The 14,779-nt window shown below is 63.2% G+C and carries 17 protein-coding genes; 13 read left to right on the top strand and 4 right to left on the bottom strand.

All coding sequences use genetic code 11. From position 1 onward, the window contains the following. Positions 1-16 precede the first annotated feature (16 nt). On the bottom strand, positions 17-2,233 hold the full coding sequence (locus tag H4O11_RS06425) for a TonB-dependent receptor (protein ID WP_246333323.1): 2,217 nt from the start codon (positions 2,231-2,233) through the stop codon (positions 17-19). Between the two features lie 304 nt (positions 2,234-2,537). On the opposite strand from H4O11_RS06425, the gene H4O11_RS06420 reads away from it, so the two are divergent. From H4O11_RS06420 to H4O11_RS06390, 7 genes are all read left to right on the top strand, one after another. Then, positions 2,538-3,428, top strand: a complete 891-nt coding sequence (locus tag H4O11_RS06420) for an SDR family NAD(P)-dependent oxidoreductase (protein ID WP_182338572.1) — start codon at positions 2,538-2,540, stop codon at positions 3,426-3,428. Positions 3,429-3,474: 46 nt separating this feature from the next. Then, positions 3,475-4,653: a beta-ketothiolase BktB gene (bktB, locus tag H4O11_RS06415; RefSeq protein ID WP_182338571.1), complete on the top strand. Its 1,179-nt coding sequence runs from the start codon at positions 3,475-3,477 to the stop codon at positions 4,651-4,653. Between the two features lie 97 nt (positions 4,654-4,750). Further along, positions 4,751-5,338 carry a TetR/AcrR family transcriptional regulator gene (locus H4O11_RS06410; RefSeq protein ID WP_182338570.1) on the top strand — a complete coding sequence of 196 codons (588 nt, stop codon included), beginning with the start codon at positions 4,751-4,753 and terminating at the stop codon, positions 5,336-5,338. 103 nt (positions 5,339-5,441) lie between these two features. Next, entirely contained in the window at positions 5,442-5,984 is a 543-nt protein-coding gene (locus H4O11_RS06405) for a nuclear transport factor 2 family protein (protein ID WP_182338569.1), read from the top strand. A 29-nt stretch (positions 5,985-6,013) separates the two neighbouring features. Then, positions 6,014-6,595 (top strand): HD domain-containing protein, encoded by a 582-nt coding sequence (locus H4O11_RS06400; RefSeq protein WP_182338568.1) that lies wholly within the window; start codon positions 6,014-6,016, stop codon positions 6,593-6,595. A gap of 480 nt (positions 6,596-7,075) precedes the next feature. Further along, a complete protein-coding gene (locus H4O11_RS06395) occupies positions 7,076-7,480 on the top strand; it encodes a hypothetical protein (protein WP_182338567.1) in 405 nt (134 codons plus the stop codon). A 29-nt stretch (positions 7,481-7,509) separates the two neighbouring features. Further along, positions 7,510-7,770, top strand: a complete 261-nt coding sequence (locus tag H4O11_RS06390) for a helix-turn-helix domain-containing protein (RefSeq protein ID WP_182338566.1) — start codon at positions 7,510-7,512, stop codon at positions 7,768-7,770. Positions 7,771-7,806: 36 nt separating this feature from the next. Here H4O11_RS06390 and H4O11_RS06385 read toward each other — a convergent pair whose 3' ends face one another. Beyond that, entirely contained in the window at positions 7,807-8,388 is a 582-nt protein-coding gene (locus H4O11_RS06385) for a TetR family transcriptional regulator (protein ID WP_182338565.1), read from the bottom strand. 288 nt (positions 8,389-8,676) lie between these two features. On the opposite strand from H4O11_RS06385, the gene H4O11_RS06380 reads away from it, so the two are divergent. The 4 genes from H4O11_RS06380 (at position 8,677) to H4O11_RS06365 (ending at position 11,663) form a co-directional block, all read left to right on the top strand. Continuing rightward, a complete protein-coding gene (locus H4O11_RS06380) occupies positions 8,677-9,261 on the top strand; it encodes a DUF308 domain-containing protein (RefSeq protein WP_182338564.1) in 585 nt (194 codons plus the stop codon). 204 nt (positions 9,262-9,465) lie between these two features. Then, entirely contained in the window at positions 9,466-10,878 is a 1,413-nt protein-coding gene (locus H4O11_RS06375) for an FAD-containing oxidoreductase (RefSeq protein WP_182338563.1), read from the top strand. Between the two features lie 96 nt (positions 10,879-10,974). Next, the gene (locus tag H4O11_RS06370; RefSeq protein WP_182338562.1) at positions 10,975-11,229 is read left to right on the top strand and encodes a type II toxin-antitoxin system prevent-host-death family antitoxin; all 255 of its coding nucleotides are present in this window, start codon (positions 10,975-10,977) and stop codon (positions 11,227-11,229) included. Positions 11,230-11,243: 14 nt separating this feature from the next. Next, positions 11,244-11,663, top strand: coding sequence for a type II toxin-antitoxin system VapC family toxin (locus H4O11_RS06365; protein WP_182338561.1), 420 nt, complete (start codon positions 11,244-11,246; stop codon positions 11,661-11,663). A 68-nt stretch (positions 11,664-11,731) separates the two neighbouring features. Here H4O11_RS06365 and H4O11_RS06360 read toward each other — a convergent pair whose 3' ends face one another. Continuing rightward, a complete protein-coding gene (locus tag H4O11_RS06360; protein WP_220466642.1) occupies positions 11,732-12,868 on the bottom strand; it encodes an MFS transporter in 1,137 nt (378 codons plus the stop codon). Between the two features lie 314 nt (positions 12,869-13,182). Here H4O11_RS06360 and H4O11_RS06355 point away from each other — a divergent pair, with 314 nt between their 5' ends. Continuing rightward, positions 13,183-13,800 (top strand): TetR/AcrR family transcriptional regulator, encoded by a 618-nt coding sequence (locus H4O11_RS06355; RefSeq protein WP_182338559.1) that lies wholly within the window; start codon positions 13,183-13,185, stop codon positions 13,798-13,800. Positions 13,801-13,830: 30 nt separating this feature from the next. Here H4O11_RS06355 and H4O11_RS06350 read toward each other — a convergent pair whose 3' ends face one another. Next, positions 13,831-14,211, bottom strand: coding sequence for a tautomerase family protein (locus tag H4O11_RS06350; protein ID WP_182338558.1), 381 nt, complete (start codon positions 14,209-14,211; stop codon positions 13,831-13,833). A gap of 208 nt (positions 14,212-14,419) precedes the next feature. Here H4O11_RS06350 and H4O11_RS06345 point away from each other — a divergent pair, with 208 nt between their 5' ends. Continuing rightward, positions 14,420-14,761: a MarR family winged helix-turn-helix transcriptional regulator gene (locus tag H4O11_RS06345; RefSeq protein ID WP_220466633.1), complete on the top strand. Its 342-nt coding sequence runs from the start codon at positions 14,420-14,422 to the stop codon at positions 14,759-14,761. Positions 14,762-14,779: the final 18 nt, after the last annotated feature.

The raw sequence follows: 14,779 nt of genomic DNA, 5'->3' as shown, positions 1-14,779 counted from the left end.
AACGACGCGCGCAGCGTCAGAACCTGTAGCCCACGCGCACGCCCCATGTACGGGGGCGTACCACGCCATACCGGCCATCGAGGAACGCTTCCGGATGGACGTAGTTGATTGACCTGTCATCGAACAGGTTCTCTGCGTAGAGACCCACCGTGTATTTCCCGAACTCAGCCGAGACGTTTGCGTTCACGACGGTGTAGGCGTCAGTCCAGTCATAGGTCGGGCTGACCGTGCCGGGCTTGCCCGGCACATTCGGGAACGAGCCGGGATAGTCGCCTACATACACCACCGCCAGCGACGCATTGCCCAGCGCGTTGCGCGGCAGGTCGAACGCGTAATTGGCCGTCAACGAGGCATTGAACTCCGGCCCTGCCAACCTCGCACCCATCACCGCGCCGGAGAAGGCAGCCTCTTCGGTCGTCAGCGAGTCCACCTTTGCCTTGTTGAACGATCCGTTCAAGGTGAACGTCCAGTCCATGTTCGGCATGGCCATCAGCTCGAATTCCAGGCCACGACTGTAGGCACCGCCGATATTGGTAGCGAACTGCACTGAATCGGACACCCGGTTTGCCTGGACCTGGATGTCCTTCCAGTCGATGTAGTACAGCGCCAGGTTGGCCGCCAGCCGTCCCTGCAGCCAGCGCCCCTTCATGCCCAGCTCGTAGCTGATCAACTTGTCGGATTCCGCGCCATAGGGAATGGTCAGATCATCCGGATCGATGGTGCTGGTGGCGCCCGCCCGTGCATTCACTACCGGTGCGCGGAAGCCGGTCGCAACTGCGGCGTAAGTGGTCACCGATGGCGTCGGCCGCCAGGACGCACTGAACCTCCAGGAGGGTCCTGTTTCCCGCGCCTTGGCCCCCACGGCAGCGGCCACCGGGGTGATGGTCACCGGCGAACCGCAGACACTGTAGAAGCTGCACAGATAGGCCAGGTTCAAGTAATCGCTGCTGTAGCCTCCCTCACGGGTGAATCCCTGCGCCTGGATGCTTCCATAGCGCATGCCCGCGGTGGCCCAGAAATCATCAGAGAAGTGGTAGGTCAGCTGGCCGAACAGCGCCTGCTCTTTGGTGTAATCGTAGGTGTGGTACTTCAGGTAATACTCGTCCGGCAAGCCCGTGATGCCACTTGCCGCGAGATATTCCTCATTGGAGCGATAGCCGAAATACACATCACGGTCGCGCTTCAGGTAGAACCCGCCCAACACCCAGTCAAGCGGACCATCGGTGTCAGAGACCAGGCGCATCTCCTGCACGAACGTCCTGTTCTCTCCGGGCCCATCCAGCCCGAAGGCGAAGGCCTGGTTGTAGGTGCCAGCCAGGTCGACGTTGAACAGCGACTCGTAATCCGACCATGTCGAGGAACTGGTCAGCTTCGCACCGTCGAACTGGTAGCCCACGGTGAGGTTGTAGTTCGTCATCGTGCCGGAGAACATGTCCGGCCGGTCGGAATATCGCTTGTCCTTGCCCAGCGCGGGATTGACCAGCGAGGAGTCCTCCGGCTTGCTCTCTTCGCGCGAAACACGGAACTGCGCCGACAGGTCTTCATTCGGTTGCCACAGCAGCGTCGCACGACCACCCAAGCTTTCCAGCTTGTTGGCGTTCCTGGTGCCGGTGCCAAGGTTGTCGATATACCCTTCCTCGTCGCGCGAGAAAGCAACCACGCGCAGCGCCAGGGTGTCCTTGGCCAAGGGAAGGTTCACCATCGCGTTGTAGCGCTGGCGCAACGCGTCCGAACCTGCCACGCCGACGTCGGCCAGGAACGAGGCTTCGAAAGCATCCGGATTGGGCGCATGGGTCAGGATGCGCAGCGCACCTGCCAGCGATCCCGAGCCGAACAGCGTGCCCTGCGGCCCGCGCAGGAACTCGACACGCTCCACGTCGAACAGGCTCGGGTCGAGGACGGTGGAGTTGCCATTGGCCGAGATCGGCAGTTCGTCGATATAGACGGCCACCGTACTCTGCAGGTTGGCGTTGTAGCCGTTGGTGGCGATGCCGCGCGCGGTGAAGTTGTTGAAGTTGGCACTGGCACGGTTCAACACGACCCCGGGGGTCACCTGGGCCATTCCTTCATAGCCGACGATACCTTTCGCGTCCAGCTCCTCCTGGGACACCGCCGTGATGCTGATCGGCACGTCCTTCAGGGGTTCGGCCCGGCGCGTCGCGGTGACCACAACGGTATCCAGTTCCTTTGCCTGTGCCCTGTCCGCGATGGTGGCATCCGCAGATTGGGCCATGGCCGCCCCCGACGCCGGCAGCAGCAACATGGCAATGCGCGTGGCGAGCGTTCGCCGCCTCAAGAAAATTCCAGCCTTCATGACTCCCTCCCAAGAATCGTTTGAATGCACCGCTTCAATGCACCGAAGGTTCGGCGCATGCGCCGCAATGTGGCACTCCTGCAGCCCACAGTCAACATTCATTCTCGCTTGAATGAATAAGTTGCTCGGTGCTAGGCTTCGCCCCGCCCGGGCCGCCTGTCAGATGGATCGGCCCGGCAACCCAGCCGGCACAGGCCGGTATCCGCAAGACGAGGAGGCGGCAATGATCGATTTGACCGGTCGCGTAGCGATCGTGACGGGAGCCGGCGGCGGCCTGGGCCGGGCGCATGCCCTGCTGCTCGCCCAGCGCGGGGCCAGGGTGGTGGTAAACGATCTGGGCGAGGGCGCGGACACGGTGGTGGCGGAAATCCTCGCAGCCGGCGGCCAGGCACGCGCCTTCCGCGGATCGGTGACCGACGTGGCCTCGGTGCAGGCAATGGTTGCCGACACCCTCGCCGCCTGGGGCCGCATCGATATGCTGGTGAACAATGCCGGGATCCTGCGCGACAAGAGCTTCGCCAAGATGGAACTGGACGACTTCCGCCTGGTCGTGGACGTGCACCTGATGGGCGCGGTCCATTGCACCAAGGCGGTCTGGGACACCATGCGCGCCCAGGGCCATGGCCGCATCGTCATGACCACCTCCAGTTCCGGCCTGTATGGCAACTTCGGGCAGTCGAACTACGGCGCGGCGAAGATGGCACTGGTCGGCTTCATGCAGACCCTGGCACTGGAAGGCCACAAGTACGGCATTCGCGTGAACTGCATCGCGCCCACGGCAGCGACGCAGATGATGGAAGGGATCCTGCCGGAGGAACAGCTGGACATGCTGCGCCCCGAACTGGTGAGTCCGGCCGTGCTGGCGCTGGTCGCCGACGATGCGCCAACCCGCGTGACCCTCTGCGCCGGCGCCGGTGGTTTTGAGGTCGCGAACATCACGTTGACCCGCGGCATCCACGTCGAGGAAGGAGCAACGGCAGCCGAAGACATCCTTGCCCGCTGGGCCGATGTCACCGACCGCAGCGCCGAGACCATTCCCGGCGAAGGCTTCACCCAGGCCCGGCACGAACTGTCAAAAGCCGGCTTTGAAGCCACCGGGACCGTAGGCACCTGAGCCACCTGCGCTCCCCCGGATACGTCCACGACACAGGATCGACGACATGACCGACGTATACATCGTTTCCGGCGTGCGCACCGCCATCGGCACATTCGGCGGCGCCCTCAAGGACACGCCGCCATCGGACCTGGGCGTGGCGACGGCCAGGGAAGCCATTGCACGCGCCGGAATTCCCGTGGAAGACATCGGCCACGCCGTCTACGGGCAGGTCATCCCAAGCCAGCCACGTGATGCCTATCTGGCGCGCGTGATCGGCATCGAGTCCGGTCTTCCGATCGAAACGCCAGCCTTGACGGTCAATCGCCTGTGCGGCTCGGGGTTACAGGCCATCGTCTCGGCAGCGCAGTCGTTGCTGCTGGGCGACTGCGTGGCGGCGCTGGCTGGCGGGGCGGAGTCGATGAGCCGTGCGCCATTCCAGGTGCCAGGCCATCGATGGGGCCGGAAGCTGGGGGATTCATCCCTGCTGGATGTTCTCAGTGGAGCGTTGAGCGATCCCTTCAACCAGGTACTGATGGGCGTCACAGCGGAGAACATCGCCGAACGCCACGCCATTGATCGCGCGTGCCAGGACAGGCTCGCGATTGAAAGCCATCGGCGTGCCGCGGCCGCCATGGCCGAAGGGCGCTTCGATACGCAGATCGTGCCGGTCAAGGTGGGCCGGCCTGGCAAAGAGATCGAGTTCAGGGCCGATGAACATGTTCGCCCGCTCGTCTCGCCGGACGATCTGGCTGCACTGCGTCCGGCGTTCAAGTCCGGTGGTACGGTGACGGCGGGCAATGCGTCGGGAATAAATGACGGCGCTGCCTCCGTGGTACTGGCCACTGGCGAGGCGGTCACCCGGCATGGTCTTCGGCCGCTGGCCCGGCTGGTCAGCTATGCACACGCCGGCGTGGACCCGTTGTACATGGGCCTGGGACCCATCCCGGCCACGCGGGCAGCACTTGCCCGTGCAGGGCTGTCGATCAATGACCTGGACGTGATTGAATCCAACGAAGCCTTCGCTGCCCAGGCCTGCGCCGTATCCACCGGACTGGGGCTGGATCCGGCGAAGGTGAACCCGAATGGCAGCGGCATCGCACTGGGCCATCCGGTCGGTGCAACCGGTGCGATCATCACCGTCAAGCTGATACATGAACTGCAGCGCACGGGCGGGCGCTATGGCCTGGCGACCATGTGCATTGGCGGTGGCCAAGGCATTGCGGCCATCTTCGAGCGAACGTGACCCTGACTGACCCGGAAACCTTGGCGTCGCGCGATTCTTGACCCGAAACCTACCAACTGGTAGATTCGCGCCGATATAGTCTTGGCGGTACCTCCCTATGTACGCAGAGCTTTCTCCGAAGGCTGCTGAAATCGTGGCGCACACCCGCTCGCTGCTGGAAGCGGGTGGCTACAACAGCTTCAGCTATGCCGACATTTCCGCGCATGTGCATATCAGCAAGGCGAGCATCCATCACCATTTCCCCACCAAGGCTGACCTGGTGCGCGAGGTGGTCGCACGGTATCGCTCGGAAGCACGCGAGGGGCTGGCCCTGCTGGAACGGCAGCTTGATGATCCACTGGCGGAACTGACGGCGTACGCGGACTACTGGTCTACCTGCATCCTGGGCGGAACCTCCTCGTTCTGCATCGGTGCGATGCTGGCCGCTGAGCTGCCGACCATTCCCGCCGAAGTCGCCGTCGAGGTGACTGGACATTTCGAAGACCTGACGGCGTGGCTCACCTCCACCATGGAACGGGGGGTGGCCAAGGGACAGTTCCGTCTGCAGGGCAGCCCTCAGATCGAAGCCAAGGTCTTCATGTCCTCGGTGCACGGCGCGATGCTGGCGGCACGAGGTTTCGGTGATCCGCGCACCTTCGAATCGCTTGTCAAAGAGGCGATCAAGCGCCTGACGCCAAACGCCTGACGGCTGGGTCAGTGCCGGCAACCATTCGGTCGCGCATCGAATCTATCAACTAGTAGGTATATATAGATTCCCCCTCCCCTTCAAAAGATCAAGGGATCTGCCCATGAACTCAGTCAACCTGCTTGAACTGGATAACAGGCTGCGTGCCATCGAAGACAAGCTCGCCATCCATGACCTGTTGGCGGCGCATCCTCCCAGTGCGGATACCGGCGCGGCGGGATACACGCGATCGGTATATCTCGAGGATGGCGTGTTTGACCGTGGCCCGACGCTGGATGGCGCCAAGGGCGCAGCCGATATCGCCGCCTTCATACAGAGGCCTGAGCATCATGAGGCGATCCAGGCCGGCCTGGCGCATTTCGTCGGTTTGCCGCTGGTCCATCTCCACGGCGATACCGCCACCGCGACGTCCTATCTGCTGATCGTGCATCTTGACCATGCGGCCTCCCCACGCGAGCTGCCCAACCATGGCACGTCCCTCGGCTACCGGATACACCGTGCGGTGGTGAACCGCTGGGAGCTGGTGCGCCAGGCAGGTCGTTGGATGATCGCCAAGCGCACCTTGTTGCCGGTAGACGGATCCGATGGCCACCAGCAACTGCTTGAGCGGGCATTGGCCGAATTGCCCACGGCCCCCGTACGCTAGGCACAAGCCGGATCCGAAAAATGCAGGCCATGCAGACAAACACACTGGAAAAACAACTGGCGTTCCTGCGGGAAATCGACCAGTTGAAGTCCGTCATACGGCAATCCCCGCTGCTGGATCGCAGCAGGAAGGAGAACTCCGCCGAGCACTCCTGGCACCTGGCGATGTACGCCGTGGTCCTCGCTGAGCATGCCTGCGAAACGGTGGATGCTGCGCGGGTGATCAAGATGCTCCTGCTGCATGACATCGTCGAGATTGATGTCGGCGACCTTCCCATCCATGGCGGCACCTCCGTCGAAGTGCAGGCCGAGCAGGAGTCCATTGCAGCGGGACGGCTGTTCGGGCTGTTGCCGCAACCGCAATGCGACACGTTCCTCGCACTCTGGCAGGAGTTCGAACAGGCGCAGACGGCAGATGCAAAGTTCGCCAAGGCGCTTGATCGCTTCCAGCCCTTGCTGGTGAACATCTTTACCGAAGGCGGGACGTGGACAGAAAACAACGTCTCGCTGGAACAGGTGTTTTCCCGATATGGCCCTGTCATCCAGGCCGGCGCACCGGCGTTGTGGGCAGTCTGCGAGCGATGGGTTACCCGGCATTTCCAGGGCAGGTAGTGACGGGCCATGCCCGTCACACAGGCAAAAGCAGCGGGTCATGGACCCGCTCTACCGCTGATCGCTGTCGTTTTCTGATGGGTACTGGAGGCAATGCGCGGGCTTTTTTGAGTTCCATCTGGATGGAACATCCGCGTGATCCAGGACCACTGTTGAGTCGGCAACAACCTGCTGATTTCCGACGAATCCACAATTTTCCTCATGGACGCAGGCACTTGGCTCCACGCACGATGATCGCGCTGGTGACGTAGAGCACCCGCCGGGATTGGCATCCTGACTTGAAGTTAGCATTTGGACTCTGTTTTGCCCTTTGGGCACGGCGGAGAATGCACTGCATCGCCTGTCGGTCATACGGCGGGCGATGTGTGGGGATCCCTGATCCGCCGGATTCTTTTGCTGGCTTCAACCGGTATGCCAACCCGCATCGCCCGCCACCTCGCGCTTCGGCGCAGGTGGCCTCACGCCATGCGAGGTCCATCGATGTCCCAATACCCTCTCAGCTCTGCCCGCCTGCGTGCCCTGCTCGGCGACGCCATCCATGATCTGCCGCCCTGCTTCATCGAGAAGCTGGAGCGGAAGCTGGAGCAGTACGACAAGGACCATCCCGCGGCTGCGCGTCTGTCGAAGTTGTCGATGGAAGCTGGCGAGAGTATCGAGTACGAGAGCAGCGGGTCATGGACGCGCCCTGCCGTTGAAGAGACGGCTTGCGTGCCGGTTCGTACGCTGCAGGGATTGGATGCGATCCTGGAGCTGCTGCACGCCGCGCATATCGGGCAGCGCGACGGCGACATCGACGCAATGCTCAGCGATCATCTGGTGGAAGGGTTGATCGTGGCCGGACGGGCGCTGGCCAGGTCGTCGCATGATCTGGGCGGTGGGCTGTGATCCGGGCCAACGGCAAGGCAGGCCTGCCCATGCAGTCGCCTGATCGTGCAGCCGAAATGGAGGCGGCGCTGGATGCGCGGCTCTGCCTGCGCGACGCCGATGCAGACGACATTGTGAGAGCGCTGCTGCTCATCGCGGAGATGCGGGGGATCGGCGTGCCGGGAGGGAAGCGCAGCCTGAGCTGCGAGACCCTGCGCCAACAGTTGAACAGCAGGCAGCCACTGAACTTCGCTACGGTGTTGAGCGTGATGAAGATGCTGGAGGTTCGGTTGCGGGCAGAGGCTTTTTGATGCGACCCAGCGCAGCCGCTCTCCACTCCGGGTGGATCAGTCCTGGCCGTCCGTTCGCATCCGTGCCAGGAACGTGTCGGTGACCGCGTTGAACTTGCCAGGATCGCCATAAGCCCTGGCCATCACCATCGCACCGTAAATGGACGTCTGGAAGAACTGCGAGGACATCTTCGGTTCCAACTCCAGCTTGATGGTGCCCTGCTCACGCCCCAGGACCATCAGCCGTTCCAGCCACTTGCCCAGGTCATTGAAGTGTCCGCGCACCGCCGCGCCCACTGCGGGCGGCAAACCGGGCAATTCAACCGCGAGCACGCCGGCGAGGCAGAACGAGGCCGACTGGTCATCAATGCAGCGCGTCCAGTACTCGACATAGGCGAGCAACTGGGTCATGGCATCCGACGCGCCATTCTCCAGCGCGTCGATGCGGGCCCGGATGGAGGCCCGCTGACGCTCCACCACCGCAACCACCAGGTCCACCTTGGAAGGAAAATGATGGTGGATGCTCGGCTTGCGGATGCCAACGCATTCAGCCAGGTCGGCATAGCTGAATCCGTTGTATCCCCTGTCTACGATCAACCGCGCGGCTTCGTTGATCAGCTTGGTCGCAGTGTCACTCACGATGCCCTCGACTACCTTCCAGAAGGTAAATATGAATTGAACGACGCCGCCACAGCAGCGATGAACTTCAACATAGCAGATTGACAGTCTACCTACTAGTAGGTCACTATCGGCTCGCCGACTCAGAGCGACCGTCCGTTCGGGTGTTTGCTCCCTCGGTGCAACGGAATGACGCGGACATCTTCCCTACCGCCGCCACGGAAGCTTTCGTCACCAATATAAACCTACTAGTTGGTAGCAATCGTGCCGCCTTCTGATGGGAATTACCCACCAACCTGGAGAACTGTCATGCAAGCCGCCAACCCCGCCCCGGATCGCTCGTCGAACCAGTGGCTGCAAACCTATTATTTCCTGCGCGCCGGCGTGTCGATCATCTGGATCGCCCTCGCCGTCGTGGTGGGCAAGCACGACCCGGCCATCGGCGCAGTGCTGCTGGTCCTCTACCCGGCCTGGGATGCGTTCGCCAATTATCTTGATGCTCGGAAAAACGGCGGCCTGGGGTCCAATCCGCCGCAGATGCTCAACTTCATCGTCAGCGCCATCACCGCCATCGCCATCGGCTGGGCGCTCACCATCAGCATGCCCGCCACGATCCAGGTATTCGGCGCGTGGGCCATCTTCGCCGGCGTACTGCAGCTGGCCACCGCCGTGCGGCGCTGGAAGACCTCTGGCGGCCAATGGGTGATGATCCTCAGCGGCGCGCAGTCCGCAGCCGCGGGCGCCATCTTCTTCCAACGGGCCGGCAGTGGCATGCCGCTGGATGTGACCACGGTTGCACCTTATGCCGGCGTTGGCGCGGCCTACTTCCTCATCTCGGCGATCTGGCTCACGGTCAAGAACGCACGCCAGCGATCGAAGCTGCTCGCGGGCTGAACCCGTCACCCATCGGGCCATCGAATCGTCCGATGGGTGGCAGTTCCTTGCCCTTCCCTGCGCCCGGCCTATCGCGCGTCCCCTTCACCCGGGACGCCATCTTCCTGCGGCCAGTCTGTTGACCGCATGCAGGCGCCTGCCAGCCCATACTCCCTGCCACATCCTCCTCCCCCGTTGCGACGGGAAGACAGCAAGGAATCCACGATGTCACACGGCAATCAATCCGAAGACGCTTCAGGGAACCCCCGCCAGTTCGACGCGATCATCATCGGTGCCGGCCAGGCTGGCCCGTCGCTGGCAGGCAGGCTGGATGCCGCCGGCCTGCGCGTGGCGATCATCGAGCGCCACCTGGTGGGTGGCACCTGCGTGAACACGGGATGCAAGCCCACCAAGACCCTGGTCGCCAGCGCGTATGCCGCACAGATGGCGCGACGAGGCGGCGACTATGGCTTCTCCACCGGCGAGGTGAGCGTGGACATGGCCGCGGTGGCGGCACGCGCGAACAAGGTGATCGTTGATTCACGCGCGGGCAACGAAGACTGGCTTGCCGGCATGGCCCATGTCGAGCTGATCCGCGGCCACGCCCGCTTCGATGGACCGGGCACGGTAAGCGTCAATGGCGAGCGCCTGGCCGCGCCGCGCATCTTCATCAACGTCGGCGGCCGCGCCAGCGTGCCGGACCTGCCCGGCCTGCACGACGTTCCCTACCTGACCAACACCGACATCGTCGCGCTCGATACCCTGCCGCGCCACCTGGTGGTGGTGGGCGGCAGCTACATCGGCCTCGAGTTCGCGCAGATGTACCGTCGTTTCGGTGCAGAGGTGACCATCATCGAACGGGCGGACAGGGTGATCGCACGCGAGGATCCGGATGTATCGGAAGCCGTACGCACCATCCTGGAAGACGAGGGCATCGCGGTGCGTACCGGTGCGGATCGGATCGCCTTCCAGCCGCACGACGATGGCGTTGCGGTGTCGATCAACACCGGTGAAGGAGCATCCGTCGTCGTCGGCAGCCATGTACTCATTGCGATCGGGCGACGCCCGAACACCGATGACCTGGGCCTGGATGCAGCCGGCATCGAACATGACGAGCGCGGCTACATCAAGGTGGACGATCAACTGCAGACCACGGTCCCGGGCATCTGGGCACTGGGCGACTGCAATGGGCGCGGCGCCTTCACCCATACCGCCTACAACGATTTCGAGATCGTGGCGGCCAACCTGTTCGACGGCGATGACCGGCGTGTCAGCAGCCGGGTGCCCGGCTATGCGCTCTACATTGATCCGCCACTCGCCCGGGTAGGGATGACCGAGGCCGAGGCGGCCAGGACCGGCCGTCCCCTGCTCTTCTCCAAGCGCCCGATGGCCAGGGTCGGGCGTGCGGTGGAAAAGGGCGAAACCAAGGGCTTCATGAAAGTGGTCGCTGATGCCGGGACCAAGCGCATCCTCGGCGCGGCCATCCTCGGGACAGGCGGCGATGAAGCCATCCACGGCATCCTCGACATGATGAGCGCCGACCAGCCGATCGATGAACTGCGCTGGGCCGTGCCCATCCACCCCACGGTGTCCGAACTGATTCCGACCCTGCTGCTGGGCCTGGCACCTGCGCAGTAGCAGGTGCTGCAAGGCTTCTACCGCCTTCGCCACGGAGATCGTTGCTACCGCCAGAGCAATGTAGTAATGTTGCTACATTGAATCAGGAGGTGCCCCATGTCCATCACGTCCCTGACCAGTCGCGAGTTCAACCAGGACACCGGCCGTGCCAAGAAATCAGCCGAGAAAGGGCCCGTGTTCATCACAGACCGTGGTCGAGTCGCGTACGTTCTGCTCAGCATCGCGGAATACCGGCATCTGACTGAGGTGCGCAGGAAGATCGCAGATCTGCTGGCCATGCCGGAAGCCGGGGAAGTCGAGCTTGAGATTCCCCGTTCCCGTGATGTTCCCCGCATCGCCGATTTGTCCTGAGAAGGCTTCAATAGATGCTTCTGCTGGATACCAACGTCGTTTCCGAGCTCCGCAAGGTCCGTTCCGGGAAGGCGGATGCACATGTAGCGCGCTGGGCCGACAACGTCGATGCGGCGGAATTGTTCGTCTCCGTCATCACTATCCAGGAACTGGAGTTTGGAATCCTGCAGGCCGAACGCAAGGATGCTCCGAAAGGCGCGATCCTTCGCGCCTGGATGGACCAGCATGTTCTACCGGCATTCGCCGAGCGCATCCTCCCCGTGGATACTGCAGTGGCACTACGCAGCGCGGCCCTGCATGTTCCCGAACCGCGCCCAGTCAGTGATGCACTGATCGCGGCGACCGCATTGGTGCATGGGATGTCGGTAGTGACACGGAACGCGTCGGATTTCGAGCCGATGGGCGTGCAGGTCATCAACCCGTGGCTGGAATAGCGTTCAAGACGGCTCCCTTCTTTACGGGGTGAATGCGGAAGGGGAGTTCGCTTCGTCGAGCGTGCCACTCAGTGGCCGATCACGCGCGACCTGGCGCCCGGGCGGAAACCGTGGGTTCGCGCGGACCATGCGATGGACAGGCCGATGGCCACCAGGACCGCCATGGCCCAGGGGAAAGAACCCGCGCCCCAGTGATCGAGCAGCACGCCACCGAGGATGCCACCGCCGGCGATGACGCTGTTCCATGCCACGACATTCATCGACAGCGCCACGTCGGCACCATCGCCGGCACTGTCGGCCAGTGCCGTCTGCAACAGCGTGGCTGCGCCGCCAAAGGTCAGGCCCCACACCGCCACGCAGGCATAGACGGCGGCTGGCACGTCCTGCAGGAAGGCCAGCAACACCGACACCAGCAGGAAGATGGCGAGGGACGCCAGCACGGCGCCGCGCAGGTGGCGCTCCACCAGTTTTCCGGTAACGCCGATCCCGACCAGCGCGGCCAGGCCGAAGACCAGCAGCACCACGTCCACGCGATGTTCCAGGCCAGCCTGGGCCGCGAACGGGGCGACATAGGTGTAGAGGATGTTGTGGGCCAGCATCCACGCCATGACCGTAGCGAGTACCGGACGGACGCCGGGCGTCGTCAGCACCTTGCGCAGGGGCATGCGCTCATGGCCGGATTTGCCGGGATAGTCAGGCACCTTGGCAAGGACCCAGATGATCAGCACGACGGTAAGCACCGACATCACCCCGAACGCACTGCGCCAACCTACCGCGCCACCCAGCCATGTGCCCAGCGGCACGCCCAGCGAAAGGGCGATAGGCGTGCCGACCATGGCGATGGCCATTGCCCGCCCCTGCTGCGCAGGTTGCACCATGCGCCTGGCGTAACCGGCCAGCAGGCTCCATGCCAGCCCCGCCGCCGCGCCTGCAAAGAAGCGCGCCACCAACGTGAGCGCGTAATCGGTGGAAAGCGCGGTGACGGAATTGAACACGAGGAAGCCGACGATCGTGAGCAACAGGACGTTTCGCCGCCGCCAGCGCTGGGTGGCGATGGTCAGCGGAATGGCCGCCAGCACCGACCCCAGCGCATAGGCAGTGACGGCCTGCCCCGCCAACGAGGCGGTGATGCCCAGGCCGTCCGATATCTGCGGCAGCAGGCCAGCAGGGAGCGTTTCGGTGACGATGCAGATGAAGCCGGTCATCGCCAGTGCCAGCAGCGCGGAAATGGGCAACGCGTCGTCTGTCGCGTTGGTGCTTGAGGTGATTGAAGAAGTCACGCGCTGTCCTTCGTTGTTGGACGTCATGGAACATGGGCGGGCAATATACATACTGATCGGTATATATATTGGCCAATAAAAACCGCCATGAGGGCGGCTTGGAAGGCTGGGTCGGAAGCATTCGCCAGCCATGACCCGGCTGAAATTATGTATCGTTCGATATAAATGTAGGAGTCGCCAGCACCCTTGTCAACAACATATGTATCGAATAGTATTTATGTTAAATGAAGGAGGTTGCCATGGCGCAGATGGGCAGACCCCGCACCTTTGACCGGGACGCGGCAATCGAGGACGCCCTGCACCTGTTCTGGGAACAGGGCTATGAATCCACGTCGCTCAGCCAGCTGAAGGCCGCCATCGGCGGCGGCATCACGGCACCCAGCTTCTACGCTGCCTTCGGTTCCAAGGAAGCCCTGTACAGGGAGTGCATGGCGCACTACCTGGCTACTTACGCACAGGTCACCGAATGCCTGTGGGATACCAAGCTTGCGCCCAGGCAGGCGCTGGAACTGGCGCTGAGGCGCTCGGCCCGGATGCAGTGCGAGCGCGGGCATCCCAAGGGCTGCATGGTGGCCCTGGGTGTCATGAGCGCGCCGTCCCCGGAGCTTTCCGCTGTCGCCACACCGCTCACCCAATCGCGCGCCCGCACGCGTGCCGGCATCAAGGCCTGTATTGACCGGGCAATCAGCGCGGGCGAATTCCGGCGCGACGTCAATGCGCGCGCCCTGGCCACCACCTTCGACAGCTTCCTGGTCGGCCTATCCACGCTTGCCCGGGATGGGGTCCGGTTCCAGGCGATGGATGCGGCCATCTCGCAGGTCATGGGCCTGTGGGACTTGAGCGCGGTGGAAAACTAGCCGCTGGCATGGCGGGCGCGGCTTGGCTGATCAGCTGGCGTACTGTGCTTCGCCGTTGCCAAACGACCAGTTCTCCCGTTTCACTTCGACCAGGTTGACGAAAACATCTTCGCGCCGCACGCCGACCGCATCGTGCAGCCCATTGGCGATCGCGCTGTACAGGGCTTTTTTCTGCTCCAGGCTGCGGCCTTCGTTCCAGGTGATCTGGATGCAGATGAAGTCGTCGGTGCGTCGGATGCCCAGGTAGTCCGGGTCGTAGACCAGGCCATCGGCATCGTGTTCCTGGATGACCTGGAATCTATCGTTGCTGGGGACGCCGACACTGAGCATGGCGTCATACACCACCTGGCTGACCTGCTGGCGATACGCGGCAGTCTTGCCTTTGCGAAGATCAATGCGAGCGAGCGGCATGGCGGCTTCCGGTCATATACATGCATATGCATGCTTTACCATGGGAGCATATGCCTATAGTGTCTGCAAGCCCCGGACAGGAAGGTACGCTGCATTGGCGAGGAACCCACGACCCCGGCAGGAAGAAGCCCCCTGCCACTGCACGGCACTGCGCAAAGCCTCGCGGCGCGTATCCCAGATATACGACCAGGCGCTGGCACCAAGCGGATTGAAGACGACCCAGCGCGCCATCCTGGCCCAGTTGCGGCGCAGCGGCACGCTGTCTGTCGGTGCGTTGGCCGAGGCACTGGTGAAAGAAGCCAGCGGCTTTACCAATACGCTCAAACCGTTGGAACGGGACGGCTTCATCCAGCTCAAGCCAGACCCTGCCGACCGTCGCGGTCGAACGGTGTGCCTGACCGCCGCCGGGATGCGGAAACTGAAAGAGACCGATGCGCTCTGGGCTGTTGCGCAGGCCCGCTTCGAGGCGGCCATAGGCCGTGCTGAGTCTGCGGCGCTTCGGGCAACGCTGGTTGCGTTGGCCGGGGATGGGTTTTCAGACGCGGTCTAGCACGTACTCCGGCACGCC

It is taken from the genome of Stenotrophomonas tumulicola (assembly GCF_014117215.1).
Classification (GTDB): domain Bacteria; phylum Pseudomonadota; class Gammaproteobacteria; order Xanthomonadales; family Xanthomonadaceae; genus Stenotrophomonas; species Stenotrophomonas tumulicola.
This window is presented reverse-complemented; position numbering and strand designations above follow the sequence as displayed.

Coding starts and splice junctions, on each gene's coding strand:
- H4O11_RS06425 (WP_246333323.1), bottom strand. CDS start 2,233: ATGGCCCAATCTGCGGATGCCACCATCGCGGACAGGGCACAGGCAAAG.
- H4O11_RS06420 (WP_182338572.1), top strand. CDS start 2,538: ATGATCGATTTGACCGGTCGCGTAGCGATCGTGACGGGAGCCGGCGGC.
- bktB (WP_182338571.1), top strand. CDS start 3,475: ATGACCGACGTATACATCGTTTCCGGCGTGCGCACCGCCATCGGCACA.
- H4O11_RS06410 (WP_182338570.1), top strand. CDS start 4,751: ATGTACGCAGAGCTTTCTCCGAAGGCTGCTGAAATCGTGGCGCACACC.
- H4O11_RS06405 (WP_182338569.1), top strand. CDS start 5,442: ATGAACTCAGTCAACCTGCTTGAACTGGATAACAGGCTGCGTGCCATC.
- H4O11_RS06400 (WP_182338568.1), top strand. CDS start 6,014: ATGCAGACAAACACACTGGAAAAACAACTGGCGTTCCTGCGGGAAATC.
- H4O11_RS06395 (WP_182338567.1), top strand. CDS start 7,076: ATGTCCCAATACCCTCTCAGCTCTGCCCGCCTGCGTGCCCTGCTCGGC.
- H4O11_RS06390 (WP_182338566.1), top strand. CDS start 7,510: ATGCAGTCGCCTGATCGTGCAGCCGAAATGGAGGCGGCGCTGGATGCG.
- H4O11_RS06380 (WP_182338564.1), top strand. CDS start 8,677: ATGCAAGCCGCCAACCCCGCCCCGGATCGCTCGTCGAACCAGTGGCTG.
- H4O11_RS06375 (WP_182338563.1), top strand. CDS start 9,466: ATGTCACACGGCAATCAATCCGAAGACGCTTCAGGGAACCCCCGCCAG.
- H4O11_RS06370 (WP_182338562.1), top strand. CDS start 10,975: ATGTCCATCACGTCCCTGACCAGTCGCGAGTTCAACCAGGACACCGGC.
- H4O11_RS06365 (WP_182338561.1), top strand. CDS start 11,244: ATGCTTCTGCTGGATACCAACGTCGTTTCCGAGCTCCGCAAGGTCCGT.
- H4O11_RS06360 (WP_220466642.1), bottom strand. CDS start 12,868: ATGACCGGCTTCATCTGCATCGTCACCGAAACGCTCCCTGCTGGCCTG.
- H4O11_RS06355 (WP_182338559.1), top strand. CDS start 13,183: ATGGCGCAGATGGGCAGACCCCGCACCTTTGACCGGGACGCGGCAATC.
- H4O11_RS06350 (WP_182338558.1), bottom strand. CDS start 14,211: ATGCCGCTCGCTCGCATTGATCTTCGCAAAGGCAAGACTGCCGCGTAT.